The sequence below is a fragment of the Glycomyces luteolus genome, assembly GCF_027622875.1.
GTDB lineage: Bacteria > Actinomycetota > Actinomycetes > Mycobacteriales > Micromonosporaceae > Glycomyces > Glycomyces luteolus.
In genome coordinates this window covers 283,809-301,452 of sequence record NZ_JAPZVP010000006.1, presented here as the reverse complement: position 1 = coordinate 301,452, position 17,644 = coordinate 283,809, and the positions used below count along the sequence as shown (strand labels likewise).

At 69.9% G+C, this 17,644-nt stretch carries 18 protein-coding genes; 14 read left to right on the top strand and 4 right to left on the bottom strand.

Going from position 1 to position 17,644, the window contains the following annotated elements; genetic code table 11:
* Positions 1-37: 37 nt before the first annotated feature.
* Positions 38-922, top strand: a complete 885-nt coding sequence (locus O1R50_RS10200) for a transketolase family protein (RefSeq protein ID WP_408612669.1) — start codon at positions 38-40, stop codon at positions 920-922.
* 58 nt (positions 923-980) lie between these two features.
* On the opposite strand, the gene O1R50_RS10195 is transcribed toward O1R50_RS10200, so the two are convergent.
* Both O1R50_RS10195 and O1R50_RS10190 read right to left on the bottom strand, forming a co-directional pair.
* The gene (locus O1R50_RS10195; RefSeq protein WP_270109903.1) at positions 981-1,436 is read right to left on the bottom strand and encodes a DoxX family protein; all 456 of its coding nucleotides are present in this window, start codon (positions 1,434-1,436) and stop codon (positions 981-983) included.
* Between the two features lie 250 nt (positions 1,437-1,686).
* Positions 1,687-2,259 carry a TetR/AcrR family transcriptional regulator gene (locus O1R50_RS10190; protein WP_270109902.1) on the bottom strand — a complete coding sequence of 191 codons (573 nt, stop codon included), beginning with the start codon at positions 2,257-2,259 and terminating at the stop codon, positions 1,687-1,689.
* A gap of 112 nt (positions 2,260-2,371) precedes the next feature.
* On the opposite strand from O1R50_RS10190, the gene O1R50_RS10185 reads away from it, so the two are divergent.
* The 8 genes from O1R50_RS10185 (at position 2,372) to O1R50_RS10150 (ending at position 10,556) form a co-directional block, all read left to right on the top strand.
* Positions 2,372-2,575 carry a DUF3046 domain-containing protein gene (locus O1R50_RS10185; RefSeq protein ID WP_205325755.1) on the top strand — a complete coding sequence of 68 codons (204 nt, stop codon included), beginning with the start codon at positions 2,372-2,374 and terminating at the stop codon, positions 2,573-2,575.
* A gap of 196 nt (positions 2,576-2,771) precedes the next feature.
* The gene (gene recA / locus O1R50_RS10180) at positions 2,772-3,824 is read left to right on the top strand and encodes a recombinase RecA (protein ID WP_205325792.1); all 1,053 of its coding nucleotides are present in this window, start codon (positions 2,772-2,774) and stop codon (positions 3,822-3,824) included.
* A complete protein-coding gene (locus tag O1R50_RS10175; RefSeq protein ID WP_270109901.1) occupies positions 3,799-4,335 on the top strand; it encodes a regulatory protein RecX in 537 nt (178 codons plus the stop codon). Before recA ends, O1R50_RS10175 begins: the two co-directional genes overlap by 26 nt.
* A gap of 205 nt (positions 4,336-4,540) precedes the next feature.
* A complete protein-coding gene (gene serA / locus O1R50_RS10170) occupies positions 4,541-6,139 on the top strand; it encodes a phosphoglycerate dehydrogenase (RefSeq protein WP_270109900.1) in 1,599 nt (532 codons plus the stop codon).
* Between the two features lie 220 nt (positions 6,140-6,359).
* Positions 6,360-7,397 (top strand): 3-isopropylmalate dehydrogenase, encoded by a 1,038-nt coding sequence (locus O1R50_RS10165; RefSeq protein ID WP_270109899.1) that lies wholly within the window; start codon positions 6,360-6,362, stop codon positions 7,395-7,397.
* A 181-nt stretch (positions 7,398-7,578) separates the two neighbouring features.
* Positions 7,579-8,676 (top strand): branched-chain amino acid aminotransferase, encoded by a 1,098-nt coding sequence (locus tag O1R50_RS10160; protein ID WP_270109898.1) that lies wholly within the window; start codon positions 7,579-7,581, stop codon positions 8,674-8,676.
* 117 nt (positions 8,677-8,793) lie between these two features.
* Positions 8,794-9,387, top strand: coding sequence for a hypothetical protein (locus O1R50_RS10155; RefSeq protein ID WP_270109897.1), 594 nt, complete (start codon positions 8,794-8,796; stop codon positions 9,385-9,387).
* A complete protein-coding gene (locus O1R50_RS10150; RefSeq protein ID WP_270109896.1) occupies positions 9,384-10,556 on the top strand; it encodes a PrsW family intramembrane metalloprotease in 1,173 nt (390 codons plus the stop codon). The genes O1R50_RS10155 and O1R50_RS10150 overlap by 4 nt, the downstream gene beginning before the upstream one ends.
* A 132-nt stretch (positions 10,557-10,688) precedes the next feature.
* Here the strand turns inward: O1R50_RS10150 and O1R50_RS10145 are convergent, their stop codons facing one another.
* Positions 10,689-11,375: a hypothetical protein gene (locus tag O1R50_RS10145; protein ID WP_270109895.1), complete on the bottom strand. Its 687-nt coding sequence runs from the start codon at positions 11,373-11,375 to the stop codon at positions 10,689-10,691.
* A 148-nt stretch (positions 11,376-11,523) separates the two neighbouring features.
* Positions 11,524-12,576: a polyprenyl synthetase family protein gene (locus O1R50_RS10140; protein WP_270109894.1), complete on the bottom strand. Its 1,053-nt coding sequence runs from the start codon at positions 12,574-12,576 to the stop codon at positions 11,524-11,526.
* A 96-nt stretch (positions 12,577-12,672) separates the two neighbouring features.
* Between O1R50_RS10140 and metF the strand changes: the two genes are divergently transcribed.
* The 5 genes from metF (at position 12,673) to aspS (ending at position 17,562) form a co-directional block, all read left to right on the top strand.
* On the top strand, positions 12,673-13,578 hold the full coding sequence (gene metF / locus O1R50_RS10135) for a methylenetetrahydrofolate reductase [NAD(P)H] (RefSeq protein WP_270109893.1): 906 nt from the start codon (positions 12,673-12,675) through the stop codon (positions 13,576-13,578).
* A gap of 112 nt (positions 13,579-13,690) precedes the next feature.
* On the top strand, positions 13,691-14,299 hold the full coding sequence (locus O1R50_RS10130) for a hypothetical protein (RefSeq protein WP_270109892.1): 609 nt from the start codon (positions 13,691-13,693) through the stop codon (positions 14,297-14,299).
* 41 nt (positions 14,300-14,340) lie between these two features.
* Entirely contained in the window at positions 14,341-14,721 is a 381-nt protein-coding gene (locus O1R50_RS10125; protein ID WP_270109891.1) for a tetratricopeptide repeat protein, read from the top strand.
* A 258-nt stretch (positions 14,722-14,979) separates the two neighbouring features.
* The gene (locus tag O1R50_RS10120; RefSeq protein ID WP_270109890.1) at positions 14,980-15,498 is read left to right on the top strand and encodes an SAV_6107 family HEPN domain-containing protein; all 519 of its coding nucleotides are present in this window, start codon (positions 14,980-14,982) and stop codon (positions 15,496-15,498) included.
* 276 nt (positions 15,499-15,774) lie between these two features.
* Positions 15,775-17,562, top strand: a complete 1,788-nt coding sequence (gene aspS / locus O1R50_RS10115) for an aspartate--tRNA ligase (RefSeq protein ID WP_270109889.1) — start codon at positions 15,775-15,777, stop codon at positions 17,560-17,562.
* Positions 17,563-17,644: the final 82 nt, after the last annotated feature.

Below are 17,644 nucleotides of genomic sequence, written 5' to 3'. Positions count from 1 at the left end.
CGCCGACCCGCTGACCGACGACCGGCAGACCCTGACCATGCGCGACGCCTGGGCCGCGCACCTCACCGACCTCGTCGACGCCGACCCGCGCCTCGCCGTGGTCCTCGCCGACATCTCGTCCGAGATGTTCGCCGAGGCCATGAAGGCCCATCCGGACCGCGTGATCAATGTGGGCATCCGCGAGCAGCTCCTGATCGGCACCGCCGGGGGACTGGCGCTGGCCGGGATGCGCCCGGTCGCCCACTCGTATGCGCCCTTCCTAGTGGAGCGGGCGTTCGAGCAGGTGAAGCTCGACTTCGAGCACCAGGGCACGAGTGGCGTCCTGGTGAGCGTGGGCGCCTCGTACGACTGGGCCGAGGGCAGCTTTACGCATTTCAGTCCGCGCGACGTGGCGCTGTTCGACACGCTGCCGGGCTGGCGGGTGTTCGTGCCCGGCCACGCCGCGGAGGTGCCGCCGCTGCTGGACCGCGCGGTGCGCGCCGACGATAGCGTCTACCTGCGTCTTTCGCTGCGGCACAACGAGAACCCGCACGCCGTGCCTGAGGATTCACTGCTCGTCCTGCGCGAGGGCGCCCGCGCGACGGTGGTCGTGGTCGGCCCGCTGCTCGACAACGTGCTCGAGGCGACGGCCGATCTCGATGTCACCGTGGCGTACACGAATACGCCGCGCCCGCTCGACACCGCGGGCCTCCGCGAGCTGGCGGCGGACACCGGCGACACGATCGTCATGGTCGAGCCCTACCTGGAGGGCACGTCCGCCTGGCTGGTCGCCGAGGCCTACGAGGACCGGCCGCACCGGCTGCTGTCGATCGGCGTGGGTCGCGAGGAGCTGCGCCGCTACGGCACCGCCGCCGAGCACGAGCGCCTGCACGGGCTCGACGCGGAGGGCCTCCGCGCCCGCGTGCGACGGTTCCTGGCGTGAACGACCGGAGCCTCTGAGCGGTACCGCTCAGAGGCTCCGGATTCAATCGGGGCGCAGGCTAAGCCACGCTCTCGACCCGCGCCGGCTCCTCGGCCTTCTTGTCGCCCACCTTGTTCAGCCAGAGTGAGTCGACCGCGAGCGCGCCGCCGCCGGAGAAGCCGATGGCGATCGAGAGGGCGGCCAGCAGGAGCACGTACTCGTAGCCGCCCTCTTGCGAGAAGAACGCGCCGCTGAGCGGGTGCACGAAGTACATCGCGCCGAGCATGACGCTGGCGAGCCAGAGCCCGGCGAGCGGTAGGAGCGCTCCCACAATAAGCAGCGAACCGCCGAGGATCTCGGCGCCGACGGTGAAGTAGGCCGACAGCGTGGGTGCCGGGATGCCCAAGCCCTCGAAGCCCTGCGCCGTCGCCTCCATCCCGTTCACATTGAACTTCTGCCATCCGTGTGCGATGAAGACGACGCCGAGCACGACGCGTCCGATGAGGAGACCGATCGGTTGGAGTCGGGTGATCATTTATGACCTCCAATAGGGGTGTGGCGCCGCGACCGGCCTGTGAGAGGCACAGAGCGCGGTCGGTGGACCGCGCCGCGGAGGAGCCTGAAGCGACACATTGTCTTTTCGACTAAAGGAGAAGTTTAGCAAAATGTAATGATGAATGTAAATGTCTGCCAGCTAGGAACACCATGCGCGTTTTGTGTCGCGTTGAGGCGGTGACAAATGCCGGAGGGACGGGCACAATGCGCGAGTCCTCGATATCGACCGCTCAGTGGCGGCGCACGGCCTCTTCCACGAGACTGAGGATGCGCGTGATGTCGAAGTCGTCGCGGCCGGTCGCGAGATAGCGCACGAGGCCGTCGTACATCAGCTGCAGGAATCCGCCGAGGACCTCGATGTCGACGTCGGTGCGCAGCACCCCGATCTCGCGCTGGTGCTCCAAGCGCTCCCGGCTCGCCTCCGCGATCGCCTCGCGGCGCCGCCCCCAGGCCTCGGCGAACTCCGGGTCGGTGCGCAGGCGCCGCGCCACTTCGAGCTGCGTGCCGAGCCAGCCCGCGATCTCGGGCTTGTCCGCGCCCGTCGTCAGGTCCTGCATCACGCCCACCAGGCCGCGTTCGGCCACCGTCGCCGCCATCTCCGCGGCGTCCACGGACGCGACGGCGAGGAACAGCGCGTCCTTGTCGCGGAAGTGGTGGAAGATCGCCCCGCGGGAGAGCCCCGTCGCCTCCTCCAGCCGCCGCACCGTCGCGCCCTCGTATCCGAACTTGGCGAAGCACGACCGGGCGCCGTCGAGGATCTGCTGACGGCGGGAGTCGAGGTGTTCTTGGCTGACGCGAGGCACCCGGCAATCTTGCCACCTGCGGTTGGCCCCGGCCCACGGTGTCGCCTACCGTTGTCCCGGTGGAACGGCAGGAACGGCGCACCGGAAGGTGCTGGAAGCGGGGGAGCGGCGCATGAAGCAGAGCGATTTCTGGGACCGGATGAACGAGACCTTCGGCGCCGCCTACGCCCGGTCGGTCGCCTCCGACCACTCGCTCGGGCAGCTCGGCGGCCGCACCATCGACCAGGCGCTCGCCGAGGGCGAGAACGCCAAGGCCGTGTGGATGGCCGTCTGCCGCGCCTGGCCCGAGCGGATTCCGTCGCGCCTGGTGCGCTGACCTTCCGGCCACACCGGGCGGTGCTCGTCCGCGTTCCCCGCGCCGCTGCGAACCGAGCCGCTGCCGCCGCCGCGGACGGTGCTTCCTTCATCTCTGCGAGATGTGCCCTGTTCGAACAAGCCGTTGTCCTAGGTTGTCGGTGGGTGCGACTACCGTAATCAGCATGGCTAAGCAGACAGGAACCAGGGGAGGCGGGATGAATTCCGCTCAGGACAAGTCCAAGGCGCTCGATCTCGCCTTGGCCCAGATTGACAAGCAGTTCGGTAAGGGCTCGGTCATGCGGCTGGGCGAGAAGCCGAAGCAGAACGTCAAGACCATCTCGACCGGCTCGATCGCGCTCGACGTGGCGCTCGGCGTCGGCGGCCTGCCGCAGGGCCGCATCATCGAGATCTACGGTCCCGAGTCCAGCGGTAAGACCACCATCGCACTGCACGCTATGGCGAACGTCCAGGCCGAGGGCGGGGTCGCGGCGATGATCGACGCCGAGCACGCGCTCGACCCGATCTACGCCGAGAAGCTCGGCGTCAACGTCGACGACCTCCTCGTCAGCCAGCCGGACACTGGCGAGCAGGCCCTGGAGATCGCCGACATGCTGGTCCGCTCCGGCGCCGTCGACCTCATCGTCATCGACTCGGTGGCCGCGCTCGTGCCGCGCGCCGAGATCGAGGGCGAGATGGGCGACTCGCACGTGGGCCTCCAGGCCCGGCTCATGAGCCAGGCCCTGCGCAAGATCACCGGCGGCCTGAACACCACGGGCACCACGATGATCTTCATCAACCAGCTGCGCGAGAAGATCGGCGTCATGTTCGGCTCGCCCGAGACCACCGCCGGTGGCAAGGCGCTCAAGTTCTACGCCTCGGTGCGCCTGGACATCCGCCGGATCGAGACGCTGAAGGACGGCGGCGAGGCCGTCGGCAACCGCACCCGCGTCAAGGTCGTCAAGAACAAGGTCGGCTCGCCGTTCCGCCAGGCCGAGTTCGACATCCTCTACGGGCACGGCGTGTCCAAGGAGGGCTCGCTCATCGACATGGGCGTCGAGCACGGCATCGTGAAGAAGTCGGGCGCCTGGTACACGTACGAGGGCGACCAGCTCGGCCAGGGCAAGGAGAAGGCCCGGACCAATCTCAAGGAGAACCCGGACCTGGCCCTGGAGATCGAGAAGAAGATCAAGGAGAAGCTCGGCGTCGACGCCGCCGCCGCAGACGCCCCGATCGAGGACGAGATTGAAGAACCCCCGGTCGACTTCTAAGCCGAACGACCCCGAGGCGGCCCGGCAGTACTGTCTCCAACTGCTGTCGGGCCGGCCCCGCACGCGCACCGAACTCGGGGACTCGATGCGCCGCAAGGGCTTCGAAGAGGAGATCGTCACCGAGATCCTGGAGCGCTACGCCGAGGTCGGCCTCATCGACGACGCGGTCTTCGCCCGCGCCTGGGTCGAATCCCGCCACCGCAGCAGAGGCCTGTCGAAGCGGAGCCTCGCGGGGGAGCTGCGCCGCAAAGGCGTCGACCCCGACTTCGTGGACGCGGCGGTCGAGCAGGTCAGCGACGACGACGAGCGCGAGGCCGCGCTGGAGCTCGCGCGCCGTCGCTACCGATCCATGGCGGGCCAGGCCGACGACGCCGTGCTGCGCAAGCTCGTGGGGATGCTCGCCCGCAAGGGCTACGGGTCGGGCGTGGCGATCCCGGTCGTGAAGCAGGTCCTGGCCGAAGCGGAGAGCGACGCGGCGGAGCTCCTCGACGAGGACGCCCATTTCGAGTAGCCGCGGGGCTCACGAAACGGGCGGCGGCTCGTGAGGTGCGGGCTGTCCCAGGCGTGACCTGTGGGGCCCGCCATGCGAGGGGAGTTCCATCATCCGGGATTTGGCAGGTCGGTAAGGAGTCGTTAACGCGTTCGACATACCATTGGCCGCGACGACGCAGCGCCGCGCCCGGTCCTCCGTCTCTCCTTACCTTTGCGAGGTATCCATGACCGAACCGAAACCCGTCGTGGTCATTGCCGACCCGCTCGCGCCCGCCGCGGTCGAAGTCCTCTCCGGCGACTTCGACGTCCGGGAGATCGACGGTACGAACGTGGAGTCCCTCCACGCCGCGCTGGTCGAGGCCGATGCCGTGATCGTCCGTTCCGCCACCACCATCGACGCCCCTGCTCTCGAGCACGCGCCGAAGCTCAAGGTCATCGCCCGCGCCGGTGTCGGGCTCGACAACGTCGACCTGCCCGCCGCCACCGAACGCGGCGTCATGGTCGTCAACGCGCCGACCTCCAACATCGTCTCCGCCGCCGAGCAGGCCATCACGCTGCTGCTCGCCAGCGCCCGCCACATCGCCCGCGCCGACGCCTCGCTGCGCGCCGGGCGCTGGGACCGCAAGAAGTTCACCGGTGTCGAGATCCAGGGCAAGACCCTCGGCGTCATCGGCTTCGGCAAGATCGGGCAGCTCGTCACCACCCGCATGCAGGCCTTCGACATGGACGTCGTCGCCTACGACCCGTACGCCCAGCCCGCGATCGCCGCGAAGCTCGGCGTGAAGCTCGTCGACCTCGACACGCTGCTGGCCTCGTCGGACTTCATCACGATCCACCTGCCGAAGACCCCCGAGACCGTCGGGATCCTCGGTGAGGACGCGTTCAACAAGGTCAAGCCCGGGGTGCGGATCGTCAACGCCGCGCGCGGCGGCCTCATCGACGAAGAAGCGCTCGCGGCCGCGCTGCAGGACGGCCGCGTGGCCGCCGCCGGCCTCGACGTGTTCGTCAAGGAGCCGTGCACCGACTCGCCGCTGTTCGCCCTCGACAACGTGGTCGCGGCCCCGCACCTGGGAGCCTCCACCCGTGAGGCGCAGGACAACGCCGGTCTCGCGGTCGCCAAGAGCGTGCGCCTCGCCCTCTCCGGCGAGTTCGTGCCGGACGCCGCGAACGTGCAGGCCGGGGGTGTCGTCCACGAGGACGTGCGCCCGCTGCTGCCGCTCGCCGAGCGCCTGGGCCGCACGTTCAACGCGCTCACCGGCGCGCCCGTCCAGTCGCTCACGGTCGAGGTACGCGGCGACGTCGTCGACCACGACGTCACGGTGCTGCAGCTCGCGGCCACCAAGGGCCTGTTCGTGGACGTGGCCGACTCGGTCACCTACGTGAACGCGCCGCTCGTGGCTGACCAGCGCGGTGTCGAGGTGGGCCTGTTCACCTCGAAGGAATCGCCGGAGTACCAGACGCTGATCACGCTGCGCGGCGCGCTCGTCGACGGCCGGAGCCTCACGGTGTCCGGCACGATCAGCCCCGGCCCGCACGGCGGCCTGCGCCTGACCGAGATCGACGGCTTCGAGCTCGACATCGACCTGGACGGCTCGCTGCTGTTCCTGCGCTACACCGACCGGCCCGGCGTGGTCGGCCTCATCGGCGGGGCGCTCGGCGACCTGGGCATCAACATCGCGGCGATGCAGGTGGCCCGCAAGGCCGCCGGCGGCGAAGCGGTCATGGCGATGGCCCTCGACGCCCCGGTGCCGTCCGAGCTGCTCGGCCGCATCAAGGAGTCGGTCGGCGCCAAGGGCGTCAAGACGGTGACCCTGCAGGACTAGCGGGCCGCCTGGTGCCCGCCCTCTGTGGTGTTCACCGGTCCGGTTCCATCTGCTGAGAGTCGTTCGTCGGAATGCGGGACGGGTGCGTTAAGGTGAACGCACTCGCCCGCATTCCGCATTTCCCTAGGCGGCACAGCTCGATGGGGATACGGGGCGGTCGGAGGCCGTACGCGGCGCACCAGTTCGCTTCAGCGACTGAGGACGAAATCAGAGAGGCAGCATGAGCAGGATCGCGGTCATCCCGGGCGACGGGATCGGGCAAGAGGTCATCGCCGAGGCGCAGAAGGTGCTCGCCGTGGCGCTTCCCGGCTACGAGTCGACCGAGTACGACCTGGGCGCCCGCCTGTACAACCGCACCGGTGAGGTCCTCCCCGACACCGTGCTGTCCGAACTGGACGGGCACGACGCGATCCTCCTGGGCGCCATCGGCGACCCGTCGGTCCCGCCGGGCGTCCTCGAGCGCGGCCTGCTGCTGAAGCTCCGCTTCGAGTTCGACCAGTACGTGAACCTGCGGCCCAGCCGCCTCTACCCGGGCGCGCCCACGCCGCTGGCCGACGTGAAGCCCGGCGACATCGACTTCGTGGTCGTCCGCGAGGGCACCGAGGGCCTGTACACCGGCGCCGGCGGCAACCTCCACACCGGATCGGCAGCCGAGATCGCCACCGAGGAGTCGCTCAACACGCGCTACGGCACCGAGCGGGTCATCCGCGACGCGTTCGAGCGCGCCAAGCGCCGCCGCGGCCATCTCACCCTGGTCCACAAGACCAACGTGCTCGTGCACGCCGGCGGGCTCTGGAAGCGCACCTTCGACGAGGTCGCCGCCGAGTACCCGGACATCACCACCGAGTACCAGCACGTCGACGCCGCCGCCATGTTCCTGGTGAACCGGCCGCACACGTTCGACGTGATCGTCACCGACAACCTGTTCGGCGACATCCTCACCGACATCGCGGCCGCGGTGACCGGCGGCATCGGACTGGCCGCCACCGGTTCGATCAACCCCGACCACACGCACCCGTCGACGTTCGAGCCCGTGCACGGCTCGGCGCCCGACATCGCCGGTCAGGGCATCGCCGACCCGGTCGCCGCGATCTCCTCCACCGCGCTCCTGCTGGAGCACCTGGGCCGCACCGACGCCGCCATCGCGGTGAACGCCGCGGTCGAGCGCGAACTCGGCGGACGCGACTCCGGCACCAAGATCCGCACGGGCGAGGTAGGCGACCGAGTAGCCGCCGACGTCGCCGGACAGCTCAGCTAACACCCAAGCAGCTTCGACGCCCGGCGGGCCAGCGCTCCGACAAGAGCGCCTCGCCGGGCGTTTTTCCGTGTCGAAGCCCGACCGGGCCACGCACCGCCCGACCACCTGAACGAGCGGTAAGTTAGGCATCAGGACCAAATACAGCACCGCACCCGAGCCACTTGCATTGAAGGACAGATCTATGACCAGCGACGGTCTTCCCGACCTGCGGCGCGAGCCGCACCCGAACCCGATCCCGGCCGCTGAGCGCGACCGCATCCTCGCCAACCCCGGTTTCGGCACCAGCTTCACCGACCACATGTTCCAGATGACCTGGACCGAGGGCCGCGGCTGGCACAGCGCCACCGTCAAGCCCTACGGGCCGCTCACGCTCTCCCCGGCGGCGGCGGTCCTCCACTACGCCCAGGAGATCTTCGAGGGCCTCAAGGCCTACCGCTACCCCGACGGCGGCATCGGCCTGTTCCGCGCCGAGGCCAACGCCCGCCGCCTCAACCTCTCGGCCGAGCGCATGGCCATGCCGCACCTGCCCGAGGAGTGGTTCCTCGCCTCGATCCGCGAGCTCCTCGCCGTCGACGGCGACTGGGTGCCCAGCCAGGAGGAGGCCAGCCTCTACCTGCGGCCGTACATGTTCGCTTCCGAGGCGTTCCTCGGCGTGCGCCCCGCCAAGGAGTACACGTACCTGGTCATCGCCTCCCCGGCCGCCGCGTACTTCAAGCACGGTCCCAAGCCGCTCACGCTGTGGGTCTCCGAGGAGTTCAACCGGGCCGGACCGGGCGGCACCGGCGCCGCCAAATGCGGCGGCAACTACGCCGCGAGTCTGCTCCCGCAGGCCGAGGCCATCGAGCACGGCTGCGACCAGGTGGTCTTCCTCGACGCCGTCAAGTACGAGAACGTGGACGAGCTCGGCGGCATGAACCTGTTCTTCGTCTACGAGAACGAGCGCGTCCTGTACACGCCGAAGCTCGGCACGATCCTCCCCGGCATCACCCGCGACGCGATCTTCACGCTCGCCACCGAGGCGGGCTGGGAGGTCCGCGAGACCGACTACTCGCTCGCGCGCTGGCGCGACGACGCCGAGTCCGGGGTGCTCACCGAGGCCTTCGCGTGCGGCACCGCCGCCGTGATCACCCCCGTCGGCACCGTCAAGGGCCGCAGCGGCGAGTTCCAGGTCAACGGCGGCGAGGCCGGCAAGTTCACCATGCAGCTGCGCCAGACCATCCTCGACCTCCAGCACGGCCGCGCCGAGGACACGCACGGCTGGACCGCCAAGGTCGCCTGAGGCGACCCTCCTTCCGCGACAGGGAGGTTCGACCGCCCGGTCGCGGAAATCGGGACCAATCCCGGTCCCCTTCCCGTACCTTGATATCCACGTGTGTCAAGGCTCGGGGAGGGGACTTTGGGCGACGCCACCATCCGGTTGAACCGGTTCGGGGTCGAACAAGGCCGCATGTGGCAGGCCGTGGTCGCGGCCCTCGCCATCGCACTGCCGCTGGCGTTCTGGATCGGCATCGAACGCGCCCTCGGCGACTCCGTGCAGGACATCGACAAGGGGGAGACCCTTTACCTCCAGTCCTACCCCGTCACCGGCGCCAGCCTCGAGTTCACCCTCCCCGGCGAGGGCTGGACCTCCCCGGGCATCCACATGGCCGACCAGCGCCAGAACTTCCGCCACGGCGCCCTCACCGCCACCGTCGAGGTCGACACGCACGTCGAAAGCCTCGAGAACCTCCTTGTGCGCCGCGCGGACCCGATCACCGCCGAACGCGGCTACGCCTACAACAACGAGCGCCCCTACGAGCACCCCGCGACGGGCCTCTCCGGCTTCCGCGCCGACATCGTCGGCCTCGACACGGCCGGGTCGATCACCGTCGTGGGCGAGAACGGCGGCGCGGCCGCGATCCTCATCCTCATCGCCCCCGGCGACGATCCGAGCAGCGCCTCCGTCGACCCGGACCCGTTCATCGGCTCCTTCAAACTGGAGGGAGAGTGATCGTCCGAACGGAGCGCGTCGTCGTCGAGAGCCAAGGCGCGTTCGTCCGCATCCGCCGCCCCGCCTACTGGCTCTTCGTCGCCTGCCTCGTCTACGGCCTGATCGAACTCGGCCGCGTCCTCTCGCCCGACTACGGCGACATCGCCACCGCCCTGTGGGCCTCCATCGGCGTGAACGCGGTCCTCGCGTACTTCTTCCTCGACATCCTCGCCCGCCTCGACCTCTTCGAGCGCGAACCGCCCACGGTGCGCGCCGCGGCCATGTGCTGGGGCGGGCTCGCCGCCGTCGCCTTCGCCATCTTCGCGAACGACGCCGCGCTCGTCGTCCTCGCCGAATTCACCGACACCCAGTGGGCCCGCACCTGGGCCCCGTCCCTCGTGGGGCCGCTCAACGAGGAATGGCTCAAGGCCATGGGCGTGGTCATGCTCGTCCTCATCGTGCGCGAGCATTTCGACCGCTCCATCGACGGCCTCATCTACGGCGCGCTCGTGGGCCTGGGCTTCCAAGTGGTCGAGAACCTCACGTACGCCATCAAGTACGCGGTCATGAACCCCAACTCCGACCTCACCGGGGCGCTCACCGTGACGTTCACCCGAGTCCTGGTCGCCGGGCCCTGGTCCCACCCGCTGTACACCGGCGCGGCCGGGCTCGGCATCGCGTTCTTCGTGACCCAGACCCGGCGGCGCTTCAGCACCCGCCTCGGCGTCGCGGTCGGCCTCTACGCGCTGGCGCTGGGGATGCACGGCCTGTGGAACCTGCCGCTGCCGTCGAGCATGCCGTCCGCACTGGGCATTCCGCTCAGCTACGGGAAGGGCCTGATCATCCTCGGGCTGTTCTTCGTGCTCTACCATTTCGCGGCCCGCGCGGAATGGCACTGGTTCGTGACCACGATGTCCGATCAGGAGGAAGCGGTGATCACGGCCGACGACCTCACAGAGATGCGGTCGCTGCGCAGCAGGCGCAAGGCCCGGCAGCGCGCGCACAAGCAGTGGGGCAAGGAGGCCTCGCAACTGCTCGGGCAGCTGCACCGGGAGCTGGTGAACCTGGCGACGCTCGTCGCCCGCGACCAGCGGCGGGGCGAGGCGGTCGAGGACGGGCCCGACGTGGCCGCCGTCAAGCGCAACATCGCCGCGATCAGGGCCGAACTCGCCGAGGAGAAGGCGGCATAGCAAGCAGCACGGCAGTGCCGCACCGGGGCGCGGCGGCCGCGAAACGCCGGGCCGCCACTGGGACCGCGGCAGGTAGTCGGCGAGTCTTCGCCGCACCGAACGTGCAGTGAAGACCGAAGCGCGTTCGCTTGATCAGTCTCCGATGGCGCCCTTGCGCGGGATCGGCGCGGTCGAGCCGCGCGGGGCCTGCTCGGCGCTCGGTTGCGCGGAGCTCGAATCCGACGTCGGCTCGGCGGTCAGCTCCTGCGTGGGGCCGTCGCTCGTGGGCAGTGAAGCGCTCGGCGTCGGCTCCGCGGTCGTCGGGGCGTCCGTGGTGGGCTCCTCCGTGGGCGTCTCGGTCGGCGCGTCCGTGGTCGGCCCGTCCGTCGGCTCCTCGGTGGGCTCCTCGGTCGGCGTCGGCGAGTGCTCCTCGACCGAGTCGGAGGTCTCCTCGCCGATCGGCACCAGGCCGGGCGCGTCGCCGAGGTTCTTGCCCGGCGCATCGGCGGAGGGCGACGAGGCCGTGACCTCCGGATCGTCGGCTTCCTCTGCGGCGGAAGGCGAATGCGAGGTCTCCTGCTCCGATGACTCCGCGTCCTGACCGGTCGTGTCGGCGCCCAGGCCGAACCAGCCGTCGGTGATGTCCGAGCCTTCGCCGCCGAGTCCTTGCAGACCCGGCACGGGCTCGCACAGCAGCGCGCCCGTCGCGATCATGCCGCCCGCGACCGCCACCACCGCGATCGCACCGGCCCGCCGGAAGCGCCGCGACTGGCGCAGATCGTAACCGAGGGAACGGAACGCGCCCCTGGCCTCGCGCCCGATGGCGCCGAAGAGTCCCACTGTGTCCCACCGTCCGTTTCATGTCCTTCACTCCGATCAACGAGCGAGGGGACAGGCGGTAACCGTTGCGTCACCCGTGCGGGTGTCATTCGGCCCATTCGGGTGACGGAAGCCGACCGAAAGACACGAAATCCAACGTGGACGGCGACTAGAAGTCCCGCTTCACGGCCTTGACCAGGAGGCCCGCGAAGACCTGCAACGCCGCCGGATCTACATCGGCACGCGAATCCTCCAGCGCCGCTTCGGCTTCCGCCGCCAGCGCCGCGATCCGCTCCTCCGTGTCGGCCAGCGCCCCCGTGTCCATGAGGACCGCCCGCAGCCGCTCCACCCCTGCCGCATCGAGGTTCGGGTCGCCCAGCCCCGAGTCCAGGGCCGCCCGCTGCGCCGCGTCCGCCGACGCCGAAGCCCGCGCGATGAGGAACGTGTGCTTGCCCTCCCGCAGGTCGTCCCCGGCGGGCTTGCCGGTCTGCGCCGGATCGCCGAACACGCCGAGCACGTCGTCGCGCAACTGGAACGCCTCGCCCAGCGGCAGTCCGATCGCCGAATAATGCGCCCGAACCCGCTCGGGAGCGCCCGCCAGTGAAGCGCCGATCAGCATCGGCCGCTCGATCGTGTACTTCGCGGACTTGTACCGCGCCACCTTCGCCGCTGTCGTCTCCGAGACGTCCCGGCGCACCTCCGAGAGCACGTCCAGGTACTGCCCGGCGCTCACCTCGGTGCGCATCAGGTCGAAGTCGCTCCTCGCGGCCGCGACCGCCGCGAACGGCATGCCCGCCGAGCAGAACAGCTCGTCCGACCAGGCCAGGCACAGGTCCCCGAGCAGGATCGCCGCCGCCGCCCCGAAACCGCCGGGCCGGCCCGACCAGCCCTCGGCCTCGTGCAGCGCGGCGAACCGCCGGTGGATCGACGGCATCCCCCGGCGCGTGTCCGAACCGTCGATGAGGTCGTCGTGCATGAGCGCCGACGCCTGCAGCAGCTCCAGTGAAGCCACGCACGCGACCAGCTCGTCCGAATCCGCGAGCCCCGCGCCCCGCGCGCCCCAGTACGCGAACGCCGGGCGCAGGCGCTTTCCGCCCCGCAGCACGAAATCGCGCACCGCGTCCGCATACGCGCCGAGACTGTCGTCGATCCCGCAGATCACGGCGGCCTGACGGTCGAGGAAGACGGTCAGGGCGGCGTCGATGCGGTCGTTGAGCTCCACGCGTCGAACCCTAGGAGACCGGCGCTCCGTCCCAACTATTGGGTGGTCGCCAGTGCAGGTCAGAACACGTGTACCCGAGCCGTTACATTTGCAGGCATGACTCTCGGAGTGCCCAGCGTGATGCCGCAGAAGACCGCCAAGATCGGTGATCTGCTGCGCTCGGGCATGCCGAAGTTCTCCTTCGAGATGTTCCCGCCCCGCGACGAGCAGGCCGATGGCGTCCTCTGGCGCACCATCCGCGCCCTCGAGGGGCTCGGCGCCGACTACGTGTCCGTCACCTACGGCGCGGGCGGCTCCACCAGGCTGAAGACCGTCGAGACCACCGAACGGATCAACTCCGAGACGACGCTCCTGACGATGGCCCACTGCACGGCCGTGAACCACTCGATCGCCGAACTGCGCAACCTCATCGGCCACTTCGCCAACGTCGGCGTGCGCAACATCCTCGCCGTGCGCGGCGACCCGCCGGGAGACCCGCGCGCCGACTGGGTCAAGCACCCCGACGGCGTCCTCCACGCCCGCGAACTCGTCGAACTCATCAAAGAGTCCGGCGACTTCAGCGTCGGCGTCGCCGCCTTCCCCGAAGGCCACCCGCGCGACCTCGACTGGGACAACGGCGTGCGCCGCTTCGTCGAGAAATGCCGCGCCGGGGCCGACTTCGCGATCACCCAGATCTTCTACGACGTCGAGGACTACCTGCGCCTGCGCGACGCCGTCGCGGCGGCCGGATGCGACATCCCGATCGTCCCGGGCATCATGCCCGTCACCAACATCAAGCAGATCGAGCGGTTCGCCGTCCTCACCGGCATGAGCTTCCCCGAAGCGCTCGCCGAACGCCTCCGCGCCGTCGAGGACGACCGCGACGCCATCCGCGACATCGGCGTCGAAGTCGCCACCGACATGGGCGCCCGGCTCCTCGCCGAAGGCGCCCCGGGACTGCACTTCACCACCCTCAACCACTCCCGTTCCACCCGGCGCGTCTGGCAGAACCTCCGCCCCTAGGACTGTCGGCAACCCGATCGAGGGATTGCGGTCACCGCACGGACACGTAGAGTCCTCTTTTATGTTCGATGCTGCGAATGCGCGTTTGATGCCGTCTGCTACAACAACATCCATGCGCACCCGAGTGCCCGCCGACTCCCTTGTAGGCAGGGTCATCCTCTCCACCCGGTTCCAGCCCGGCGCCGTCGTCGGCGTCGGCCTCGTCGCCAGCCTCCTCATCCCCTTCTGCGTCCTCCTCGGCGGACCGATCATCCTGGCCTCCCTGCCGCTGATCGGGATCACCGCGCTGGCCGACTCCTCGTACGCGCTCCTCGCGGCTCGTTCGACGAGCCTCACCCGCCGGGTCCTGGTGTTCGAGCCGCTCGCCGCGCGCCTCTCCGAAGGGTCCTGGCTGCTCGCGCTGTGGTTCCTCGGCGCGCCCGGCTGGAGCGTCACCGTGACCGGCGCGCTGTGCTGGATGTACGTGCTCACCCGCAACCGGGCCCGGCAGGTCGGCCTGCGCGACCTCGGCATGACCACCTTGGGGGAGCGGTCGGTCCGCGAACTCGTCGTCGCGCTCGGCTTCGGCGCGGCGGGCGTGATCGCCGTCGCGGGCGGCGGACAGTACGAGCAGTGGATCGGCGGCGCGATCACCATCGCGGTGACGGCCTGGCTGCTGCTGTCGGCGCTGGGCCTGCTGCAGCTGGTGATCGTGGTCGCGACGGCGCTGCGCAACGACTGATCACCGGGAATGATCCGAAGCGCGCTTGCGTTGTCCACGGAATGCGCTACGACGACATCACCGACGACCAGATCGCCGCCTTCATCGACTCCGAATCCCGGCCGCGCCAGGTCCCCGAGGAGACTCGGCGGCTGCGCGACGCCGAGGAGATGCTGGCCCTCAAAGACCCGCTCGGGGCCCTCCAGTTCCTCGCGCCGCTGCTGCGCGACCACCCGGACCACCCGGACGTCATGCTCTTGGCCGCGCGCGCGTACTTCAAGTCCGCGCAGCTGAACCGGGCGCTCGAGCTCTCCGAGAAGATGGTCGAGGCCAACCCGGCGGACTTCTACGCCCGCAGGCTGCTCGGCCGCACACTGCAGCGGCTCGGCCGCGCCGACGAGGCGCGCGGCCACCTCCGCATGATCGACGAGATCGCGGAGTAGGCCGTCCGAACTACTGGGCGGCTTAGCGCGGCCGCCCGGTTCGTTCGAACAGCGGGTGTGCCGCAGGCGAGTTCCAGGGGCCGCGAACTGTAAGGTTCGCGGCCCTTTTCTATTGCCGTGCAATGGGAGTGCTGTCGGATGCGCGACAGTCCGTAGCCATTTGCTGATTTCGAGCGACGATGGGGGTTGGAAATGTCGGACCCGTATGGTTCCATATTTCTCGAACGCAAGTTCGAACAGGTTTAGGAGGCCCACGTCATGGCAGCTTCTCGACCCGCCATCACCCGATCCGCCTCGCCCGTGGGAGCCCGCGGCGCGAGCGGGCCCCGATTGGTGCAGGCGGGCACCGTGCAGAACTCGCGTCTGCGCATTCCCGCGGACCAGCTCCCCAACCGCTCCCCGCTCCAGCTCCTCGCCACCGCCCGCGTCGACCTGGACGACGCGGCGGAACGCACCCGCCCCGGCGAACGCTATGCCGAGGCTCATCTCGCGGCCCTCAGAGTGGCCGTGGCCGTGCTCGCCGTGCGGGCGGGCGACGCCACTGGCAGGCGGCGGCCCGGCCGCCCGTCGAGCACCTGGGAGCTCCTGCGGGGCGTGGCCCCGGAACTGGAGGAGTGGGCCTCGCACTTCGCCCGCACCGCCCGCAAGCGGGTCCTCGCGCAGGCCGGCATCCCCGACATCGTCACCCCCGAAGAGGCCGACGCGATCGTCGCCGACGCCCGCCGCTTCCTCGACGTCGTGGTGAGACTCCTCGGCTTCAGTGCGCTTGCGCGCTGAAGGATGAGCGGAGCGGCGCGCGACCGGCCCCGCGGCCGCACGCTTGGCGGGCTCGTCGCGTGACCTGCGTGACGTCCGCCGTGGCGGGCGGCACGGCCGAGTCGCTGCGCTGCGCGCGGTTATACGATTGCTGCTGGCACGGATTCTCGAGAGAATGTCATCGGCCCAGGCCCGCGAAGCGGGCCTCGGCGCGGCGTTCCAGGCGAGACCCGCACGCCGCGAACCGGCTCCGCCGGTCCAATCGACCAACCGTTTCCTTCGAGGAGTTTTGAACCCGTGTATCGGACACACCTCGCCGGCACGTTGAGTGCCGCTGACGTCGACCAGCAAGTCACCCTCGCCGGATGGGTGGCGCGTCGCCGCGATCACGGCGGGGTGGAGTTCGTGGACCTGCGCGACGCTTCGGGCGTCGTCCAGGTCGTCTTCCGCGACTCGGAGGCCGCCGAGGCCGCCCAGAAGCTGCGCAACGAGTACTGCGTCTCCGTCACCGGCACCGTCGCGCGCCGCCCCGAAGGCAACGAGAACCCCGACCTGCCCACCGGCCAGATCGAGATCACCGCGACCAACCTCGAAGTGCTCTCCGAGTCGGCGCCGCTGCCGTTCCAGATCGACGACCACGTGGACGTCTCCGAGGACATCCGCCTGCGCCACCGCTACCTCGACCTGCGCCGCACCGGCCCGAACAACGCGATCCGCCTGCGCTCCAAGGCGAACCACATCGCCCGCAACCTCCTGGTCGAGGACGGCTACGTCGAGATCGAGACCCCGACGCTGACCCGCTCCACCCCCGAGGGCGCCCGCGACTTCCTCGTCCCCGTGCGCCTGCAGCCCGGCACCTGGTACGCCCTGCCGCAGTCCCCGCAGCTGTTCAAGCAGCTCCTCATGGTCGGCGGCTTCGAGAAGTACTTCCAGATCGCCCGCTGCTACCGCGACGAGGACTTCCGCGCCGACCGCCAGCCCGAGTTCACGCAGCTCGACATCGAGGCCTCCTTCGTCGACCAGGACGACATCATCGACCTGGGCGAGCGCGTCGTCCAGGCCCTCTGGTCCGAGCTCGCCGACCACCAGGTCCAGCTGCCGATTCCGCGCATGACCTGGCACGACGCCATGGACCGCTACGGCTCGGACAAGCCCGACCTGCGCTTCGGCCAGGAGCTCGTCGAGCTCACCGACTACCTGCGCGGCACCGAGTTCCGCGTCTTCGCCGGCGCGATCGACGCCGGCGGCTATGTCGGCGCGGTCGTCATGCCCGGCGGCGCCTCGCAGACCCGCAAGGAGCTCGACGGCTGGCAGGACTGGGCCAAGGCGCGCGGCGCCAAGGGCCTGGCCTACATCACCTTCAACGCCGAGACCGGCGAGCCGAAGGGCCCTGTCGCCAAGAACCTCTCCGAGGACCACCTCGCCGGGCTCGCCGACGCCGTCGGCGCCAAGGCCGGCGACGCCGTGTTCTTCGCCGCGTCCACCGACCGCCGCGAGGCACAGGAGCTGCTCGGCGCGGCCCGCCTCGAGGTCGGCAAGCGCGTGGGCCTCATCGACCCGGACGCCTGGGCGTTCTGCTGGGTCGTCGACGCGCCCATGTTCGAACCCACCGAGACCGGCGGCTGGACCGCGATCCACCACCCGTTCACCTCGCCGAACCCGGAGTGGATCGACAAGTTCGAGTCCGACCCGGCGAACGCGCTCACCTACGCGTACGACATCGTCTGCAACGGCAACGAGCTCGGCGGCGGTTCGATCCGTATCCACGACGCGAAGGTCCAGAGCCGCGTCTTCGACGTGCTCGGCCTCACTCACGAGGAAGCCAAGGAGCAGTTCGGGTTCCTCCTCGAAGGCCTCAAGTACGGCGCCCCGCCGCACGGCGGCATCGCGCTCGGCTGGGACCGCGTCTGCGGCATCCTCGCCAAGTCCGACTCGATCCGCGATGTCATCGCGTTCCCCAAGTCGGGCGGCGGCATGGACCCGCTGACCTCGGCTCCCACCACCATCACGCCCGAGCAGCGCGCCGAGGCCGGCATCGACTTCGTGCCGGAAGAGGAAGCGGGTACCGAGGCGGTTGCCGGTTAGCCCTACGATGTCGTAGTGGGGGGGGGGGGGGGGCCGGCCCGGGCGCCGGGGGGGGGGGTGGGGGGCCGGGTGGCCCCGACCC

Excerpts from the sequence above, each read along its gene's own strand:
- O1R50_RS10200 (WP_408612669.1), top strand. The coding sequence starts at position 38 with ATGCGCGACGCCTGGGCCGCGCACCTCACCGACCTCGTCGACGCCGAC.
- O1R50_RS10195 (WP_270109903.1), bottom strand. The coding sequence starts at position 1,436 with ATGATCACCCGACTCCAACCGATCGGTCTCCTCATCGGACGCGTCGTG.
- O1R50_RS10185 (WP_205325755.1), top strand. The coding sequence starts at position 2,372 with ATGAAGCAGAGCGATTTCTGGGACCGGATGAACGAGACCTTCGGCGCC.
- recA (WP_205325792.1), top strand. The coding sequence starts at position 2,772 with ATGAATTCCGCTCAGGACAAGTCCAAGGCGCTCGATCTCGCCTTGGCC.
- serA (WP_270109900.1), top strand. The coding sequence starts at position 4,541 with ATGACCGAACCGAAACCCGTCGTGGTCATTGCCGACCCGCTCGCGCCC.
- O1R50_RS10165 (WP_270109899.1), top strand. The coding sequence starts at position 6,360 with ATGAGCAGGATCGCGGTCATCCCGGGCGACGGGATCGGGCAAGAGGTC.
- O1R50_RS10160 (WP_270109898.1), top strand. The coding sequence starts at position 7,579 with ATGACCAGCGACGGTCTTCCCGACCTGCGGCGCGAGCCGCACCCGAAC.
- metF (WP_270109893.1), top strand. The coding sequence starts at position 12,673 with ATGACTCTCGGAGTGCCCAGCGTGATGCCGCAGAAGACCGCCAAGATC.
- O1R50_RS10130 (WP_270109892.1), top strand. The coding sequence starts at position 13,691 with ATGCGCACCCGAGTGCCCGCCGACTCCCTTGTAGGCAGGGTCATCCTC.
- O1R50_RS10125 (WP_270109891.1), top strand. The coding sequence starts at position 14,341 with ATGCGCTACGACGACATCACCGACGACCAGATCGCCGCCTTCATCGAC.
- O1R50_RS10120 (WP_270109890.1), top strand. The coding sequence starts at position 14,980 with ATGGCAGCTTCTCGACCCGCCATCACCCGATCCGCCTCGCCCGTGGGA.